Genomic DNA, 16,271 nt, shown 5'->3' with positions numbered 1-16,271 from the left:
GGTCGGTCTCGTCAGGGAATTGGACGAATGGCCCGATTCACGACCCGAGGTTGGTGGATCCTCCAACGGGAGGGTCCCCGTGCGGACGATTGTTTCGGAGCCGTTACATGCGAAGCGCCCGAGCGTTTCGCGGAGATTTCGAGAGCCTGCATCTCAGGTGGAAAGGAGGACGCCGTGAAGGTCGGCGAACTCCTCGGCGAGCCCGGGCTGTCGCTCACGGTGGCGGTCCACGGCGATCTCGACGCCTCCATCGAATGGGTGCACGCGATCGACCGTTTCCCTGCCTCGGAGTTCATCTCCGCGGGCGACGTGGCCCTCACCTCAGGGCAATGGTGGCCGGCGGTCTCGGCTGACGCCTACGTCCGCGACCTTGCGGACGCAGGGGTCCTCGCACTCGGTTTCGGACTCACGAGCACGGTGACCGATCTTCCGTCCCATCTCGTAACCGCGTGCGAGCGTGGCGGCCTCACGCTCTTCCTCGTGCCCGTCGAGGTGCCCTTCGTGCGTGTCATCAAGTCCTTCGTCGCGGCTCAGCGCCGGGTCTGGGAACGGCCGCTGCGCCGTCATCTCGACTACTACGAGACCTTCGTCGCTGCGCTGCGGGAGGACAGGAGCCTGGGCTCGATGCTCGAGTCCCTGTCGTCTGGTCTCGGCTCCCCCATCGGCCTCGTCGCAGACCGCGAGACGTTCGGCGTCGACTCCACGGACGGCATGCACGCCATCCCGTTGCTGAGCGAGGGTGTTCTGGACGCCGAACTCTTCAGCACCCTCGAGCCCGGCTCCTTCAGCGTCGAGCAGCGCGCCGTCCTCTCCGTCGGTGTCCCGTTCATCGCCCTCGAGATCGAACGGATCCGTTCCGTGCGCCGCGCCGTCGACGGATACACGCGCGAACTCTTCACCTGGCTTCGCAGCGGCGAGCAGGACGAGGTGTCCGTGCTGGCGCGGCTCCGTTCGCTCGGCGTCGAGGAGGTCGACGGGCTCGCGGTCGTCGCCGTATGGAACCCCGATCCCGAGGCGGTCCTGCTCGCGACGCGGCGCGCGGCCGGCCAGCACGCGGCAGCCGCGCCGTTCGACGATGCCGTCCTCGTCTGCGTGTCCGGCGAGGACGTCATCGCGCGACTCACACAGGGACTCCCCTCGACGGCGTCGGCGGGTGTCGGGTCGGCCGGCGGTCCCGGAAGGCTGCGACTGTCATTGATCCAGGCGGAACACGCGCTGGCGCTCGCGCGGCGGTCGGGACCGGGGAGCATCGTCGGAGCGGACGAACTCAACAGCCCCTCGACGGTCCTGTACTCCCAGGCGTCCGACCTCATGCGTGAGACGGGCGCGGCCCTGCTCGCGCCCCTCCGCGAGTACGACGGCGCACGCGGCGGTCAGCTCATGCAGACACTCGAGGTGTTCCTCCGGACGGGCGGACGGTGGAGCATCGCCGCGAGCGAGCTCTACATCCACCCGAACACGCTGAGACATCGAGTCCAACTCATCGAGCAGATCACGGGCAGGAGCCTCGACTCCACTCGCGACCGTACCGATTTCGACATCGCCATCGAGCTCGCGGCGCAGAGCAGCCGCTGAACCCTCAGCGGCTCAGATGGTGCGCGCGAATTCCGCGCTCGCTGCGAGCGCCGCGTCGTCGTCCCCGACCTCGAACTCGAGGGTCGCGGACCGGACACCCGGCATCGCTCGCAGTCGGTCGACGAGCGTGTCGACGCCCGGCGAGGTCGCGAGGAGCGGCGTCCGCGCGGGTTCCGCGAGGTGCACCAGTGTGATGACGTCCTCGAATCGCTGCAACGAAGCGATCGGGTCGAGCTCTTCGTAGGCGAGGTGGTACACGTCGGCGACGAGACCGACCCTGTCATCGTCGATCATCGAGCGCAGAACATCGGCGTCGGCGAGCGAGTTCATGAGGAAGCTCTCTTCACGGCGGAGGCCCTCGAGTGCGAGCGACACCTCCGCTGGCGCATCGGCGAGGACCTCGGAGATCGAGGCCGCAGCGCGCTCGATGCCGTGCATCCGCGTCTCGTCGAGGGACCATGCGACCTTCCGGCAGGCCGGCAGCGTGACGAGTTGTGATGCGCCCAGTTCGCGAGCGAGCTCGAGCGAACCGAGGAGATAACGCTGCGCGCGTCGGCGTGACTCGGGGTCGGGCGAGCCGAGTTCGTCTTCACTGTTCCATGCCCAGCAGAGCGACGGAACGGCGAGCCCGGCGTCCGCGAGACTCTCTGCGAGGCGGGGGACGTCGACACCCGGAGTGGCGTCGAGCTCGATCGCCTCGAATCCCGCTGCGCGGGCCCGCCGGATGGCTGTGGGACGGTCCCCGAGGACCCATTCGCTCGCGCTGATCAGCATCGTGTCTCCTCGTCGGCCGTGTCTCGTTCTTCGGGCGAAACCTTTACGAGTGTTCAGGTTATGAGTACACTCGGGTGCACGTCAACACCCACCGGCCCATCCGAGGAGAGCACATGCACGCCGAAGAACCCGTCGATCTCCTCATCGTGGGAAGCGGCCTCATGGGTGCTGCCGTCGCCCGGAGCGTCCGCGAACAGCGACCCCACGCGCGGATCGTCATGATCGCGGGAGGACCGACCGTCGGGCCCGTCGCCGGCCAGCATCTGCACGACGTCACGGATCCCGAGGTCTGGGACCAGTACAACAAGCGCGTCTCCTCGGGCGTCCAGGCCTTCTACACCGGGGTCGCACCGAGCGCTGAGACCGGTGCCTCGATGCAGGGCGTGACGCCGGGCATGTACCACCTGACCTCTCTCGGAGAGGACGCCGAGGAGATGCCGAGCGCCTCCGTCGCCTGGAACGCCGGGGGGATGGGCATCCACTGGACGGCCGCGACGCCGTTCCCCTGGGGCAGCGAGATCACTCCGCACATCGCCCCCGAGGAGTGGGAGCGCGACCTCGTCCGTGCAGCCGAACTGCTCGAGGTGAATCGCGAACCGTATCCCCAGACGGAGGCCGGCCGTGCCGTCGTCCGGACACTCGCCGGGCACTTCGATCCACGCTCCGCCGCCGGACGGGGCGTGCAGGACATGCCGATGGCCGTCAATCCCGACGAGACGGGCCTCAAGGTGCGCACGAGCCCGTCCGTCATCTTCCCGCCGGTGGGCACGCCGGGGCTCGACGGGCGGTTCACGCTCGTCACCGACACGATCGCGACGTCGATCCTCCACGAGAACGGCCGTGCGACCGGTGCGGAGTGCCGCGACGTCGCTGCCGGCAGGACGTCCACGATCCGGGCGCGCCAGGTCGTCGTGTGTGCCGACACCGTCCGGACACCTCAGCTCCTGTTCGCCTCGGGGATCCGTCCGGAGGCCCTGGGCCGCTATCTGAACGAGCACTTCTTCCTGACGGGCATCGTCGACGCCGACCCCGAACGGCTGGGTTTCGACCTGTCGGGGCTCGTGCCGCCGACCGACCACGAGTGGGCGTCGGACTGCCTCTGGGTCCCGCACAGCGATGCCGACCAGCCGTACCAGGTTCATCTCATGAACAAGGTCGTCACCGACGAGGAAGGGCGTCCGGCCCGCTACGCCGTGGGGATCGAGTACTACATCCGCACCGAGATCCAGCGCGAGAATCGTCTCGAGTTCTCGGACGACGAGGTCGACGCAACCGGCATGCCGCGCATCCGGGTGCACTTCCGCTACTCCGAGAGCGACCGTGCCAATCTCGAACTCGCGCGCGGCGACCAAGCGACAGCCGCCCGCCTCCTCGGCGACTTCGACCCCGAGACACAGTCGGCGGTGCTCGGCGCCGGCGGCTCCCTCCACCTCACGGGTACGGTTCGAATGGGACCCGTCGACGACGGCACGAGCGTCTGCGATCTCGACTGCCGCGTCTGGGGATTCGACAATCTGTTCGTCGCGGGAAACGGCGTCATCCCGACCGCGCTCGTGTGCAACTCGACGCTCACGGGCATGACGACGGCAGTGCGCGCGGCCACCGCCGTGGTGCGAGCGCTCGCATGACGAACGGCACACGTGGCCCCTACAAGTCCGGGATCGAGTCTCGCCGACGCCTCGTCGAGACGGCCATCCACGTCTTCGGGGAGCGGGGATACCGTGGCGGCTCGCTCCGGATGATCGCTGAGGCCGTCGATGCGCCCGCATCGCAGATCATCAATCTGTTCGGAAGCAAGGACGGGCTGCTCGTCGCGGTCCTCGACCGATGGGATGCACTCCAGGTCGAGAACACGGAGCTTTCCGGGCTCCCGTATGTCGACGCCCTCCGCGCTCGCATCCGATACAGCCACGAGAACCCCGCCTGGGTCGAGTTCCTCATCACGCTCAGCGCCGAGGCGACGGCGCCCGGCCACCCCGCGCACGACTATTTCGTCGACCGGTACCGGCGCATCACCGACCGCCTCCAGGAAGAGATCGTCCGGGCCGCCGACATCGGTGAGATCCTCCCGATGGCCGGCACCGAGGCCCGTACCGAGGCCCACCGCCTCAGCGCGATGATGGACGGCCTCCAACTGCAGTGGCTGCTCGATCGCGAGTTCGACATCGTCGCCGCTTTCGACGGGTATCTCGACGAGCTCATCGCCCGTTGGCGCGGCGAATGACCGCTGACTCGCGACATCACACCTCCTCCAGCCACCCCTCAGTCAGGAAGGTCCATCATGGCCGTTGAAATCGGAATCCAGCTCTACTCAGTCCGCGACTCTCTCGCCGCCGATCCCGAAGGAACGCTGAACGCGCTGGCCGATTTGGGTCTCACCCGATTCGAGGGGGCCAACCACCGCGCCCTCACCGAGGACGGGATCGGCTTCGGCATCCCCGCCGATTTCCTCGCCGACCTCATGCGTGAGCGCGGAGTGTCGATCATCGGTTGCCAGATCAATCCACTGAACCTCGAGCGGCTCCCGCGCGTCCTCGACTTCCAGGAGAAGATCGGCAACACCCGCATCGGTTGCGACCTCGAGTTCTACCCCTATGGCGACGTCGACTACGTCAAGAGGCGCGCGGAGTTCTTCAACGAGATCGGCCGAGTGAGTGCCGATCGCGGCATCGAGTTCTTCTACCACAACCATTTCCAGGAGTTTCAGCGTTTCGGCGATCGCACGGTCTACGACCTGCTCCTCGAGAACACGGATCCTGCACTCGTGAAATTCGAGCTCGACACCTACTGGGCCTACCGCGGCGGCGCCGATCCTCTCGAGCTGTTCCGTGAACACCCCGACCGCTTCATCATGATCCACCAGAAGGACTTCCCCTCCGGTCACGCGCAGCCACTCAACCTCTTCGACGGAGTACTCGCCCGCGACACGACGATCACGATGACGGAGTTCGACCAGGTCGTGACGCCGGACACCTTCACCGAGGTCGGAACCGGGATCCTTCCGATCCAGGAGATCATCAACGCCGTCAACGACCTCCCGAACTTCCGATACGTGCTCATCGAGCAGGACTACGCTCCGGGCGCTGAACTCGACTCCGTGAAGATCAGCTGCGAGGCGTTCAAGGGGTACACGAACGTCTCGTGGTGAGCCCCATCACTCGGGGAGCGGGACTCCCCTGGTCTGGTGCTCTGGGCAGTACTGCGCTGTGCCCTTCGAGCCGGGGACGTCGAGGACCGTGCCCCCGCAGTCGGGGCATGCTTCGCCGGCTCGACCATGCACGGCCATCGCGGCGACCTTCGCGGCCTTGAGCTCGGCGGGAGGGACGTCGCGACGCGCCTCGAAGGCGGTCCCGAGGACCTCGCGGATCGCCGCGTAGAGTCGCTCGCGCTCCTCCTCGTCGAGCGCGACGGCCTGCACGAGCGGAGGGAGTCTCGCCGCGAACAGGATCTCATCCGAGTAGGCGTTGCCGATCCCCGCAAGCGACTCCTGCTCCTGGAGCAGCGCCTTGAGCCGCTTGCGGCGGCCCACGACGATGCCCTCGAGGACCTCAGGCGTGAAGGCGTCCGAGAGCGGATCGGCGCCGAGCTTCGCGATGGCCGGAACCATTGTCGCGTCGTCCACGACCGAGAGGCCGAGGGAGAGCCAGTCGCCCGCGTCCGTCACGGCGAGTTCGGCGTCGTCGAACCCGATTCGGGCGATGACGGGCGGCGCGTCGGGACCGGCCGACTCATCGCGGTCCGAGCCGTCGGACCAAAGCGCCCAGCCGGCACGACCGAAACTCACGAGGAGCGACGGACCGTCGGTGTCGAGCACGAGGTGCTTGCCGAAGCGGCGCACGCCCGAGACGGTTCGGGCAACGAGCTCGCGCAAGGGCCGATCCCGCGTCTTCAGCGCCCGGAACTCGACGAGGTCGACCGTCCGGACGCGACGGCCGACGGCGTGCGAGCGCAGGAAGCCACCGAGGGAATCGACCTCGGGAGACTCGGGCATACGCCCATCCTCCCACCCCCGCCGTCCGAGCGTTCAGTCCCTCTGTCAGGTCCGGCGGAGCCTCAGCGGACGGTTTCCATCACGGGGTAGTCGATGTAGCCCGCCGCATCGCCGCCGTAGACACGGCTGAAGTCGACATCGTTCAGATCAGCGCCCACCGCCAAGCGCTCCGGCAGGTCGGGGTTCGCGATGAACGGGCGACCGAAGGCGATGGCGTCCGCCCAGCCGCCTTCCAAGACGCGGGTGCCCTTGGCCCGGTCGTAGCTGCCGGCGGCGATGATGATCCCGGGGAATGCGTCGCGGACGGCCGTCCGGAACTCGTCGTCCAACTCGGGGCCCCCCGCCCAGTCCGGCTCCACGAGGTGGAGGTATCCGAGGTCGCGGTCCGCAAGTTCACGGGCCATATAGATGCCCATCTCCATGCCGTCCGCATCGTCGAGCCCGACGAATTTGATCATCGGCGACAGACGGATGCCGACATGCGCGGCATCCCACTCACCGACGACCGCGTCTACCACCTCGAGCGGCAGACGAGCGCGGTTCTCCATGGACCCGCCGTACTGGTCATCCCGGGCATTGGTGCTGATCGACATGAACTGCTGCAGCAGGTACCCGTTCGCGCCATGGATCTCGACCATGTCGAACCCTGCCGCGCGGGCATTGCGGGTGGCGTGGCGGTAGTCCTCGAGGAGGCGGGGAATCTCGTCCAGGCGCAAGGCCCGGGGGGTCGGCGCGTCGACGGAGATCACGTTGCCGTCGGCGTCCTTGATGTTCGTGCGGCCCTCGAACGGCAGGGCGCTGGCTGAGACACCGGGCGTACCACCCTGCACGTGGGGGTGGGTCACGCGACCGACGTGCCACAGCTGGATCGCGATTCGCCCTCCCTCCGCGTGCACCGCGTCGGTGACGGCGCGCCAGGCTTCGACCTGCTCGTCGGTGTAGATACCCGGGGCGCCGGAATACCCCTTGCCCTCCAGGCTGATCTGCACACCTTCCGTGACGATCAGGCCGGCAGTGGCGCGCTGACGGTAGTACTCGCGATGCAGTTCGGTGGGAATGTCAGCGGGCTCTGGCGCGCGCATCCGGGTCATCGGTGCCATGAAGATTCGGTTGGTGGCGGTGAAGGCAGGGAGAGCGAGGCTGTCGTGCAGTGTGGGCATGATGGCGTCCTATCGATGAGGGATGTGACCTCACCCGAATGTGAGGTTCGATGACGCTAACACCAATGGAAACCGATCTGTTTCCATTTGGTCGTTTTTTCTCAGCACTCCAGGACATAGCCGATCGCGCTGGCCGAACCAGGGGACCCTTGTCGCGAGAGCGGACGATGCGAACTCGTCGGTCGCGGCCTACTTCGCGATGCCGGCGGCGTCGATAAGGGCCTCCACAGCGGCAAACACACTGAGCGGGTACGACCCGGTCAGCAGCGCGTAGTCGGCGGCGCCGGTGTGCAGGACCGTGAGCTGCTCAGCCAGGAAGGCACTGTCCTCCACTCCGGCCATTTCCGCTTGGCGTTGCACGTACTTCGTCAGCTCGCTCTTCTGAAGATGAGCCATCCCGACGGCGGCGTGCGCGGGATCCCGCAGCTCCGTGGCGACGTTGACGAAGAAGCATCCCGAGAACTCCGGCCGCGAGGCATATACGAGTTGCGCCTCGAACACGGCGACCAGTCTCTGCCGAACGGAGCGATCGTCGTGCTCGTCGGGCAGATCGGCGACCGCCATCTCACGGCTCGCCTCGAGTGCCGCCACGAGCACATCGTCCTTGGACCGGAACAACTGGTACAGGGTCTTCTTCGAGATCCCGGCAGCGGACGCCAACCGATCGACACCTACTGCGCGATACCCCTCTCGATGGAACAACTCCGTCGCATGTTCTAGCACTCGATCGCGCGTTTCTGCCGCTGTCATGGCACGAGGCTACCACCGGAAAACCGTGCCGTTTCCAGATCGGACGGCCGTGCATCACACGCCCCCGTCAGTCGAGCCTCGAATGGTGCCGTGCTCAAAGACTGTTCGGTTTTCAGCGGAAACCGATCTGTTTCCATTCGTGGTAGCGTGTCACCGCCTCGCCTCGTGGGCGGAGTCAATCCAGATGGAAGGAATGGTCGTGCCGAATCGGCAACATCTCGAGTCCCGCACCTCGGTCGTGGTAGTCGGCGCCGGAGCGATCGGCACGGTGGTGGCTGATTCGATCTCGCACACCGCCGACGTGACGCTGATTCGACGAGCGACCACCGCCGCCATGTGGATCGACCACGGCTCCGGTGCCGAACGCGTGGACGCGCGGATCGCGAGCTCCCCCGCAGCGGTCGACCCGGTGGATTGGATCGTTCTGACCACCAAAGCACAGCAGGTCGTCAGTGCACGCGAGTGGCTGGCCGCGCTGACCGGACCACAGACGAGGATCGCGATTCTGCAGAACGGTATCGACCATGCCGAACGCGTGTCGGAGTGGGTTCCGCCCGAGCGAGTGGTCCCCGCCATCGTCTTCATCTCCGCCGAACGCACGGGTCCGGATATCGTGACCGTCCGGCAACTCGACGAGCTCGTGCTGCCGGACACCGCCGCGGCACAGGATTTCGCGCGACTGTTCCCCGAGCAGTTCCCCGTCAGCCTGGACCCGAATTTCGAGACTCAGGCGTGGCGGAAGTTGATCATGAACGCCGCCCTCAACTCTGTCACCGCGCTCACCGGGCGCACCGTCGGCGTGGCGAAGGAGCCTGGCGGTCGCGAACTGATCGCGACGGTACTCCGAGAGGGCATCGACGTGGCGCGAGCACGCGGGGTGCGCCTGACCCAAGACGAGCTCACGCTGATGCGGCGGAAGATCGAGAAGCTGCCCCCCACGGCGCCGACATCCATGCAGTTGGACCGCGCTCACGGCAGAGCCCTCGAGTACGGGTACCTCACGGGGGCGGTGCTGAAGGAGGCGGCAGCCGTGGGCGTCCCCACGCCCACGACGCTCGCTCTACACAACCTGATCTCCGCCTTGTAGGTGTCTCCCTTATCGGCGGCCGCCACGCCCGATCCACAGCCTCCGGCATGGCGACGCACACGTCGTCGATGACGAAGTGGACCGAGGGACGGACGCTGGGCGCGGTGAGCGCGCCCAGCGTCCGTCGTCGGGCGGTGCGGCGTCGGTCAACGACGCGCGCCCGGGGCTCCCGTCGAGCTCTTGGTTCGAGTGGGAACGACATCCTTGGGGACGAACGTGACGGCGGCGACCGCGTCGACCGGCTCGGGCGTGACGTCACCGCCCCGCCCCTCGAACGTCGAATCGAGGAGCTCCTTCAGAGATCGGTTGGGCTCCATGGGAGCGAACGAGATCATGCACACCTCCTCCAGCGACGCCGACTCGGCGACGTCGATGAGTTCCGCCTTCAGATCCTCGCGTGTGTACGTGATCACGAAGTTGTAGTCCTGCTCGAGCGCGAACAGCTTGTGCTCTCGCATCTCAGCGGGGACGTCGCTTTCCGTGAAGTTCCACAGGAACTTGGCCGGGCCGCCGACGACCGGCCCGCCCAGCACGAGCTGCTTCGCCATGAGCGCATCGAGGATACGGTGGCCCTGAGCCGTCTGTTCTGCACTGATGAACACCTGGTAGTACTGCATTTTGTCTTCCTTCGATGTTGATGCCCAGCGACGTCGCCACGGGCAACGGTGAATGGTGCCGAGCTGGTCAGCGGCGGGTGCCGGGCTCTCCGGTGGAGCTCTTGGTCCGGGTGGGAACGACGTCCTTGGGAACGAACGTGAGGGCAGCGACAGCGCCGACCGGCTCAGGGGTCACGTCACCACCACGTCCCTCGAACGTGGCATCGAGGAGCTCCTTGAGGGATCGGTTCGTCTCGATGGGGAGGAAGGAGATCATGCAGACCTCCTCCAGCGACGCCGACTCGGCGACGTCGACGAGCTCCGCCTTCAGATCCTCGCGCGTGTACGTGATCACGAAGTTGTAGTCGTGCTCGTCCGTCAGCAGCTTCGGCGTCCGCATCTCGGCGGGCACGTCGCTGTCCTGGAAGTTCCACAGGAACTTGGCCGGGCCGCCGACGACCGGCCCGCCCAGCACGAGCTGCTTCGCCATCAGGGCATCGAGAATGCGGTGGCCTTGTGCGGTCTGCTCGGCACTGATGAGCACCTGGTAGTACTGCATTTTTTCTCCTCGGTTGTCGATCGTATAGCACCGCTATGGTAGCAGTGCTATAGAGCATATAGCACTGCTATGCTGGTGAGGTGACAAAGGAGCTTTCTACTCGTGACCGATTGCTGCTGGTCGGCGCGGACCTCCTCGAGCACGCCGAGGGCGGCACAGTCTCCACGCGCGCCATCACCGAAAAGGCGGGCGTCCAAGCCCCGACGCTTTATCACCATTTCGGCAACAAGCAGGCGCTTCTCGACGAGGTCGTCAGCCATGGGTTCCGGCGCTTCCTGTTGGACAACCCCGTGCCTGCCGGTCAGGCCGGCCAGATCTCCGCGATCGCACGGGCGTGGGACACTCACGTGCGGTTCGGCGTGGAGCACCCCGCGTTCTATGCACACATCTACGCGCGAGTCGAGCCGGGTTACCGGTGCGGGGTGGTCAGCGTCGTCGAACAGATGCTTCTCGAGACGCTCGAACAGGCGCGATCTCTCCTGTCCGTGCCGCCCGCGCTCGCGGCGAGGATGATCCTCGCCGCGAGCACGGGTGTCATCATGACGCTGATCTCCGAACTCGACGGCGCCCCGGATTGGGAACTGTCTGAGCGGGTGCGAGACGCAATCCTCGACTCGATCACGGTCCCGAGCGGATCACGGTGAGCCGTCGCGTGAACCCGGGGGCCATGCCTTTCCCCGCTTGAGGCTCGTGGCCTGGCCCAAGATCTCCCCTCGAGCGCTTGCGACCATCACGCTCCCCGCAGTTCCTCCAGCGTCTTGTCGATCTCCGCCGTCCACCACGATGGTGCATAGGGCCGGGCGATTCCGACCGCAGCCTCCAGATCGACGCGCGCCTCATCGGGCCTGCCGAGTCCCAGTTGCGCGAAGCCACGATGCCGAAGGGCGCGGGCGAGGAAATCGGGCTCATCGGAGAACAGTGCGGCTTCGCCGACGAAACGCTCCGATATGGCGAGAGCGTCCTCCCATTCGCCGATGATCAACAACGATCGCGCGAGCCCGGTGAGCGCATGCACACGTGTGACGGGCCAGAGGTCCGGGGTATCGAGAAGCGCAACGGTCGTGCGGCACTCCGTTCGCGCCGCCGGTCGATCGTAGGAGCTCAGGGCCTTGGCCAACCGGGTGCGAGCACGGATCTCCGGATCGATCTCGCCGCGCTGGCGAAAGATGTCACGAGCTCGAGCCGCGAGCGTGGCAGCTGTGGCTGCATCGCCCCCTTCGTCCTCCAACTCGGAGAACTCGAGCAGTGCGCATCCGAGTTCATGAGTGTCGCCGATCGCTTCCGCAACGCCCATCGCCTCCTGCAGGGTGCTCCTCGCCCGATCGGCGTCCCCGAGAATCGTGAACCGTCCGCCGAGATCATTCAACGAGCGAGCGAGACGGGCCGTATCCCCGAGGTGCCGCGAGCTCGCGGTTGCGAGTTCCAGCAGCATCAACCAGTCCACCCCGCTCGCGACCCTCCCCGAGAAGTCCAGGAGGGCTTCGACGACGCGGCAGACATCCTCGTGCCGGCCGCGGCGGGCCGCCTCTCGGATGGCGTCGATCCAGTAGGCCGTCTCGGTGAGCAGCCACTGCCGCGCAGCGGGCGCAGGACGGTAGCCCTTCGGCCCGGGCGTCCGTTCGTCACACCCGTAGGTTCGTCCCGCAGACGTGGTCGTGTCGAGGATCCATTGCAGGAGACGGTCGCGCTTCGCCATGACGGCTTCGTCCGACTCCTCGCGTCGAAGGCGCTCGCCGGCGAAGATGCGGAGGAGGTCGTGCAGACGGTACCGCTCGCGCCCCAGGCTCTCGAGGAGACCGAGATCGACGAGCTCATCCAGAAGATCAGTGCTGCGCCCCGGGCTGAACCCACTGATCGCCGCCGCCATCGCCGCATCGAAGGATGATCCGCGCAACAGGGCAAGGCTGCGGAAGAACTCCCGGGACTCGCTTTCCAGCGCCATGTAGGACAGCGCGAACGTGGACTCGACGTTGAGGTCGCCGGCCACGAGGTGATGCAACCGATCATCTTCGAGCCTCAGCCGGTTCGCATAGTCCTGCACCGTCCATTGCGGCCGCGACGCGATGCGCGCGGCGGCGATCCTCAGGGCGAGCGGTAGATCCGCGCAGAAGCGGGCGATCTCGTCGAGATCCCCGTCGGCTTCCTGCCCGTCCGTGATGGACCGTCGGAGGAATGCGACGCTGTCGCTCCGGCGGAGAGGACCCAGCGTGACGCGCCGTGCACCTTCCAGGCCCGCCAGGGTGCGCCGCGAAGTGACGACGACACGCACGTCGCCCTTCGCGGTGAGGACGGGGCGTACTTGTGGTTCCGACGCCGCATTGTCGAGGAGAACCGCAAACGGCGCGGATGAAGTCAGACCGCGCCACGCGGCGCTCGCCTCATCGAGCGTCAGGAACTCGGCGCTCGGCCCTGACACCTGTCTCAGAAGCGCCTGAAGGACGTGCAACGGACTGAGGGCCGCGACTTTGAAGCCCTGGAGATCGACGAAGAGGAGGTCGTCGCGCGTCACGTCGTTGAGGCACTCCAGGGCGAGCGTGGTCTTGCCCACGCCGGGCGGGCCTGTCACGACGATCGGCGCCGCGGGACCGGATGCCTCGGGTGAGGGACGGAGCATCGAGGTAAGCAGGGCGCGCTCGTCCGCTCGTCCGCTGAAGTCCACGGCTCTGTTGGGGGACGCGACCACACCTTCGGTGGGAGTAGTCGGCACCCGTCCGGCTCGTGCCGCCGCGAGAAAGCTGTCCCGCTCCTCGGGGAGGAGGCGCAGCGCGTCGGCGAGGGCAGCGACCGTGCGGGGCTGCGGCCCCGTACTGACCCCGCGTTCGATATCACTGATGGTGCGGTCACTGACACCGGATGCCTCAGACAGCCGCTCGATGGTGAGGTCGAGCCGTCGACGATACATGCGCAACAGTGCCCCGATACCACTCCCGAAGACGACCCCTGCCATAACTGGAGGGTTGCAGAAGGCGGGGGCGTGCTGCAACCGAACGTTCACGCGCGCTCCGGTACGACGCGCACATGCAGGACGTCGATATTGCGCACGATCCGCGTGCGAATCTCGTGGCTTCTTCGATCCCCGACCACTCGAATGGGATCAACACATCCCACGACACGACGAGAGGAGAGACGCCGGTGGCTGATCCGACCGTCGTGCTCGTACACGGGTCCTTCACCGAATCCGCGGGCTGGAACAACGTCATCTCCGAACTACGCAGGCGCAGCGTTTCCGCCCTCGCGATACCGAATCCTCTGCGCGGTCTCGCCGTCGACGCAGACAGCGTGCGCCACGCGGTCGATTCCGTCGGTGGGCGAGTGCTCCTCGTCGGCCACTCGTACGGAGGCGCTGTCATCACCGAGGCGGCCGTCGCCAGTGAGACCGTCACGGGTCTCGTCTACGTCGCCGGCTTCGCTCCGGAGCAGGGGGAGACGTCCCTCGGTCTCACCGAGCAGTTCCCTGGCAGCACTCTGGGCGATGCGCTCCGATCGGTCCCGCTGGGCGATGGGACCCACGACCTCTTCGTCGACCGAGACCTCTACCCCAACCAGATGGCGGCCGATGTGCCGCTCGACGACGCGCGCGCGGCCGCGGCGACCCAGCGCCCCATCCACGACACGGCCCTCCGAGAACCACAGCCCGCCCCCGTGTCCGCGTGGAAAACCCTCCCGTCGTGGTTCATCTTCGGAACCGAAGACAGGATCATCCCCGCAGACGGCCTCCGCTTCATGGCCGACCGAGCCGGCTCGATGAAGACCGTGGAGGTCGATGGCGCTTCGCACTCGGTCATGATCTCCAACCCGGATGCCGTCGCCGACCTGATCGTCGACGCACTCACCCACTTGACCTGACCCCGCCCCGCACACACACCAACCACATCCACCAGACGAGGAGAAGACATGCCCACTTTCACCACCACCGATGGCACCGAGCTCTACTACACCGACCAAGGAGAAGGGCGGCCGGTTCTGCTCAGCCATGGCTGGCCGCTCAGCTCAGACGCCTGGCAGGTCGAGGTCAAGCTCCTCGCCGACAACGGATACCGCGCGATCGCCCATGACCGCCGCGGCCACGGACGCTCGTCCAAGACGTACTACGGCAACGACATGGACACCTACGCGAAGGATCTCGCCGAACTCGTCGAGCACCTCGACCTGAAGGACCTGGTCGTCATCGGCCACTCGACCGGTGGGGGAGAAGTCGTCCGCTACACCGCTCAGCATGGCGCCGGCCGCGTGGCGAAGGTCATCACCGTGGGAGCCGTGCCGCCGCAGATGGTGGCGTCGGCCACCAACCCGGGTGGTCTCCCCCTCGAGGTCTTCGACGGCATCCGCGCGGGTGTGTTGAAGGACGCCTCGCAGTTCTACAAGGACCTGACCGAAGCGTTCTTCGGAGCGAACAGACCGGGTGCGACCGTGTCTCAGGGGGCGAGGGACGACTTCTGGCGGCAGGGGATGCTCGTGAACCTCGCGGCCGCGTACGACTGCATCAAAGCATTCTCCGAGACCGACTTCACCGAAGACCTGAAGGCACTGACCGTGCCGATCCTCATCGCCCACGGTGACGACGACCAGATCGTGCCGATCGACGGCGCCGCCCTCAGAGCGATCGACCTGGTGAAGCACGGCACCCTCAAGGTCTACCCGGGCGCACCTCACGGCATCGACGGCGCCTTCCGCCTCGAGCTCGGCCAAGACATCCTCGCCTTCATTTCCGAGTGAAGACACCATCCGACTGAAGACACCATCGACGGAACACACCAAAGGGAGAGAACATGAACACCACCACAGAGGGAATCAAGAATGTCGTGCTCGTGCACGGGGCGTTTGCCGACGGATCCGGCTGGCGGGGGGTGTACGACAACCTCACGGCTCGTGGCTACCGCGTGTCGCTCGTGCAGAACCCCCTCACCTCGTTCGAGGACGACGTCGCCGCGACGATCCGTGTGCTGGATCGTCAGGACGGGCCCACGATTCTCGTCGGGCACTCGTGGGGCGGCACGGTCATCACCGAAGCGGGATCACATGCGAAGGTGGTGGGTCTCGTCTACGTGGCGGCCCTCATCCCGGACTCGGGCGAGACCTCCGGGCAGCAGTACGAGGGGTTCGGCCCGACGCCCGAGTTCGTGATCGACATCGGCGACGACGGTTACGGCTTCCTCAACCCCGAGAAGTTCGCGAGCGGTTTCGCTGCGGATGCGAGTGAGGCCGACGCGGACTTCCTGCGAGACAGCCAGGTCCCCGTGAACATGGCGGTGTTCGCGGCCGCCGTCGGCGACGCGGCCTGGCGTACCAAACCGAGCTGGGCCGTGATCGCGACGGAGGACAACGCCTTCGACTCGGCGATGCTCCACCACATGGCACGTCGGGCCGGGGCGGACATCACCACAACCGAAGGGAGCCATGCCGTCTTCCTGACCCAGCCCGGCGTGGTCTCAGACGTGATCGTCTCGGCCACCGCGCACGCGTTCGTCGACGCGTCCTGAACAGCGCGAGTCGGGGGACGGCCCGCGCCGCGGGGCGCCCCCCGACTCGATCCGACGAAAATCAGTGGCGGAGACGGAGGGATTTGAACCCTCGGTCCCCATAAGGGGACTCCACCTTAGCAGGGTGGTGCACTCGGCCGGACTATGCGACGTCTCCATGTGCGCCGATCGAGCCGACGCACGGCCTCCAGCATAACGGACGCGCGGTGCTCACCCAACCACAGCGGTATTCGGTCGTCGAACTCGTCGAAGCGGGGCACGGCAGCGTCAGGTCGGCTGCCCTTCGGCAGGCTCAGCGA

General features: G+C 66.7%; 16 protein-coding genes and 1 tRNA gene. 9 read left to right on the top strand and 8 right to left on the bottom strand.

What is annotated here, in order from left to right:
- Positions 1-174 precede the first annotated feature (174 nt).
- A complete protein-coding gene (locus tag ELQ92_RS02595; RefSeq protein ID WP_166426686.1) occupies positions 175-1,575 on the top strand; it encodes a helix-turn-helix domain-containing protein in 1,401 nt (466 codons plus the stop codon).
- A 12-nt stretch (positions 1,576-1,587) separates the two neighbouring features.
- Here the strand turns inward: ELQ92_RS02595 and ELQ92_RS02590 are convergent, their stop codons facing one another.
- Positions 1,588-2,349, bottom strand: coding sequence for a sugar phosphate isomerase/epimerase family protein (locus tag ELQ92_RS02590; RefSeq protein ID WP_128497387.1), 762 nt, complete (start codon positions 2,347-2,349; stop codon positions 1,588-1,590).
- Between the two features lie 113 nt (positions 2,350-2,462).
- Between ELQ92_RS02590 and ELQ92_RS02585 the strand changes: the two genes are divergently transcribed.
- From ELQ92_RS02585 to ELQ92_RS02575, 3 genes are read left to right on the top strand one after another with little or no spacing between them, the layout of a single operon-like run.
- Positions 2,463-3,977 (top strand): GMC oxidoreductase, encoded by a 1,515-nt coding sequence (locus ELQ92_RS02585; RefSeq protein WP_128497385.1) that lies wholly within the window; start codon positions 2,463-2,465, stop codon positions 3,975-3,977.
- Entirely contained in the window at positions 3,974-4,573 is a 600-nt protein-coding gene (locus ELQ92_RS02580) for a TetR/AcrR family transcriptional regulator (RefSeq protein WP_128497384.1), read from the top strand. Before ELQ92_RS02585 ends, ELQ92_RS02580 begins: the two co-directional genes overlap by 4 nt.
- Positions 4,574-4,630: 57 nt before the next feature.
- Entirely contained in the window at positions 4,631-5,497 is an 867-nt protein-coding gene (locus ELQ92_RS02575; protein ID WP_128497383.1) for a sugar phosphate isomerase/epimerase family protein, read from the top strand.
- Positions 5,498-5,503: 6 nt separating this feature from the next.
- Here the strand turns inward: ELQ92_RS02575 and ELQ92_RS02570 are convergent, their stop codons facing one another.
- From ELQ92_RS02570 to ELQ92_RS02560, 3 genes are all read right to left on the bottom strand, one after another.
- The gene (locus ELQ92_RS02570) at positions 5,504-6,340 is read right to left on the bottom strand and encodes a DNA-formamidopyrimidine glycosylase family protein (RefSeq protein ID WP_128497382.1); all 837 of its coding nucleotides are present in this window, start codon (positions 6,338-6,340) and stop codon (positions 5,504-5,506) included.
- A 62-nt stretch (positions 6,341-6,402) separates the two neighbouring features.
- A complete protein-coding gene (locus tag ELQ92_RS02565; RefSeq protein WP_128497380.1) occupies positions 6,403-7,500 on the bottom strand; it encodes an alkene reductase in 1,098 nt (365 codons plus the stop codon).
- Positions 7,501-7,689: 189 nt separating this feature from the next.
- Entirely contained in the window at positions 7,690-8,250 is a 561-nt protein-coding gene (locus tag ELQ92_RS02560) for a TetR/AcrR family transcriptional regulator (protein ID WP_128497379.1), read from the bottom strand.
- A gap of 82 nt (positions 8,251-8,332) precedes the next feature.
- Here ELQ92_RS02560 and ELQ92_RS02555 point away from each other — a divergent pair, with 82 nt between their 5' ends.
- Positions 8,333-9,337, top strand: coding sequence for a ketopantoate reductase family protein (locus ELQ92_RS02555; protein ID WP_166426685.1), 1,005 nt, complete (start codon positions 8,333-8,335; stop codon positions 9,335-9,337).
- 146 nt (positions 9,338-9,483) lie between these two features.
- Here ELQ92_RS02555 and ELQ92_RS02550 read toward each other — a convergent pair whose 3' ends face one another.
- Positions 9,484-9,954: a hypothetical protein gene (locus tag ELQ92_RS02550; protein ID WP_128497377.1), complete on the bottom strand. Its 471-nt coding sequence runs from the start codon at positions 9,952-9,954 to the stop codon at positions 9,484-9,486.
- 67 nt (positions 9,955-10,021) lie between these two features.
- Positions 10,022-10,492, bottom strand: a complete 471-nt coding sequence (locus ELQ92_RS02545; RefSeq protein ID WP_128497376.1) for a hypothetical protein — start codon at positions 10,490-10,492, stop codon at positions 10,022-10,024.
- A gap of 80 nt (positions 10,493-10,572) precedes the next feature.
- Between ELQ92_RS02545 and ELQ92_RS02540 the strand changes: the two genes are divergently transcribed.
- The gene (locus ELQ92_RS02540; protein ID WP_128497374.1) at positions 10,573-11,136 is read left to right on the top strand and encodes a TetR/AcrR family transcriptional regulator; all 564 of its coding nucleotides are present in this window, start codon (positions 10,573-10,575) and stop codon (positions 11,134-11,136) included.
- An 86-nt stretch (positions 11,137-11,222) separates the two neighbouring features.
- Here the strand turns inward: ELQ92_RS02540 and ELQ92_RS02535 are convergent, their stop codons facing one another.
- A complete protein-coding gene (locus ELQ92_RS02535) occupies positions 11,223-13,439 on the bottom strand; it encodes a helix-turn-helix domain-containing protein (protein ID WP_128497372.1) in 2,217 nt (738 codons plus the stop codon).
- A 185-nt stretch (positions 13,440-13,624) separates the two neighbouring features.
- On the opposite strand from ELQ92_RS02535, the gene ELQ92_RS02530 reads away from it, so the two are divergent.
- The 3 genes from ELQ92_RS02530 to ELQ92_RS02520 are packed head-to-tail and all read left to right on the top strand — an operon-like array spanning position 13,625 to position 15,972.
- On the top strand, positions 13,625-14,338 hold the full coding sequence (locus ELQ92_RS02530) for an alpha/beta fold hydrolase (protein ID WP_243694823.1): 714 nt from the start codon (positions 13,625-13,627) through the stop codon (positions 14,336-14,338).
- A 48-nt stretch (positions 14,339-14,386) separates the two neighbouring features.
- The gene (locus ELQ92_RS02525) at positions 14,387-15,208 is read left to right on the top strand and encodes an alpha/beta fold hydrolase (protein ID WP_128497369.1); all 822 of its coding nucleotides are present in this window, start codon (positions 14,387-14,389) and stop codon (positions 15,206-15,208) included.
- Between the two features lie 53 nt (positions 15,209-15,261).
- Positions 15,262-15,972: an alpha/beta fold hydrolase gene (locus ELQ92_RS02520; protein WP_128497367.1), complete on the top strand. Its 711-nt coding sequence runs from the start codon at positions 15,262-15,264 to the stop codon at positions 15,970-15,972.
- A gap of 65 nt (positions 15,973-16,037) precedes the next feature.
- Here the strand turns inward: ELQ92_RS02520 and ELQ92_RS02515 are convergent.
- Positions 16,038-16,129: transfer RNA gene (locus tag ELQ92_RS02515), tRNA-Ser, on the bottom strand.
- Positions 16,130-16,271 lie beyond the last annotated feature (142 nt).

The organism is Labedella populi (genome assembly GCF_004078655.1).
GTDB lineage: Bacteria > Actinomycetota > Actinomycetes > Actinomycetales > Microbacteriaceae > Labedella > Labedella populi.
The sequence above is the reverse complement of the archived record's forward strand: the minus strand, read 5'-3'. Positions and strand labels throughout refer to the sequence as shown.

What these genes read in the sequence shown, in the direction of transcription:
- ELQ92_RS02565 (WP_128497380.1), bottom strand. Translation starts at nt 7,500, where the DNA reads ATGCCCACACTGCACGACAGCCTCGCTCTCCCTGCCTTCACCGCCACC.
- ELQ92_RS02525 (WP_128497369.1), top strand. Translation starts at nt 14,387, where the DNA reads ATGCCCACTTTCACCACCACCGATGGCACCGAGCTCTACTACACCGAC.
- ELQ92_RS02580 (WP_128497384.1), top strand. Translation starts at nt 3,974, where the DNA reads ATGACGAACGGCACACGTGGCCCCTACAAGTCCGGGATCGAGTCTCGC.
- ELQ92_RS02575 (WP_128497383.1), top strand. Translation starts at nt 4,631, where the DNA reads ATGGCCGTTGAAATCGGAATCCAGCTCTACTCAGTCCGCGACTCTCTC.
- ELQ92_RS02590 (WP_128497387.1), bottom strand. Translation starts at nt 2,349, where the DNA reads ATGCTGATCAGCGCGAGCGAATGGGTCCTCGGGGACCGTCCCACAGCC.
- ELQ92_RS02545 (WP_128497376.1), bottom strand. Translation starts at nt 10,492, where the DNA reads ATGCAGTACTACCAGGTGCTCATCAGTGCCGAGCAGACCGCACAAGGC.
- ELQ92_RS02535 (WP_128497372.1), bottom strand. Translation starts at nt 13,439, where the DNA reads ATGGCAGGGGTCGTCTTCGGGAGTGGTATCGGGGCACTGTTGCGCATG.
- ELQ92_RS02555 (WP_166426685.1), top strand. Translation starts at nt 8,333, where the DNA reads ATGGTGCCGTGCTCAAAGACTGTTCGGTTTTCAGCGGAAACCGATCTG.
- ELQ92_RS02570 (WP_128497382.1), bottom strand. Translation starts at nt 6,340, where the DNA reads ATGCCCGAGTCTCCCGAGGTCGATTCCCTCGGTGGCTTCCTGCGCTCG.
- ELQ92_RS02560 (WP_128497379.1), bottom strand. Translation starts at nt 8,250, where the DNA reads ATGACAGCGGCAGAAACGCGCGATCGAGTGCTAGAACATGCGACGGAG.
- ELQ92_RS02585 (WP_128497385.1), top strand. Translation starts at nt 2,463, where the DNA reads ATGCACGCCGAAGAACCCGTCGATCTCCTCATCGTGGGAAGCGGCCTC.
- ELQ92_RS02550 (WP_128497377.1), bottom strand. Translation starts at nt 9,954, where the DNA reads ATGCAGTACTACCAGGTGTTCATCAGTGCAGAACAGACGGCTCAGGGC.
- ELQ92_RS02520 (WP_128497367.1), top strand. Translation starts at nt 15,262, where the DNA reads ATGAACACCACCACAGAGGGAATCAAGAATGTCGTGCTCGTGCACGGG.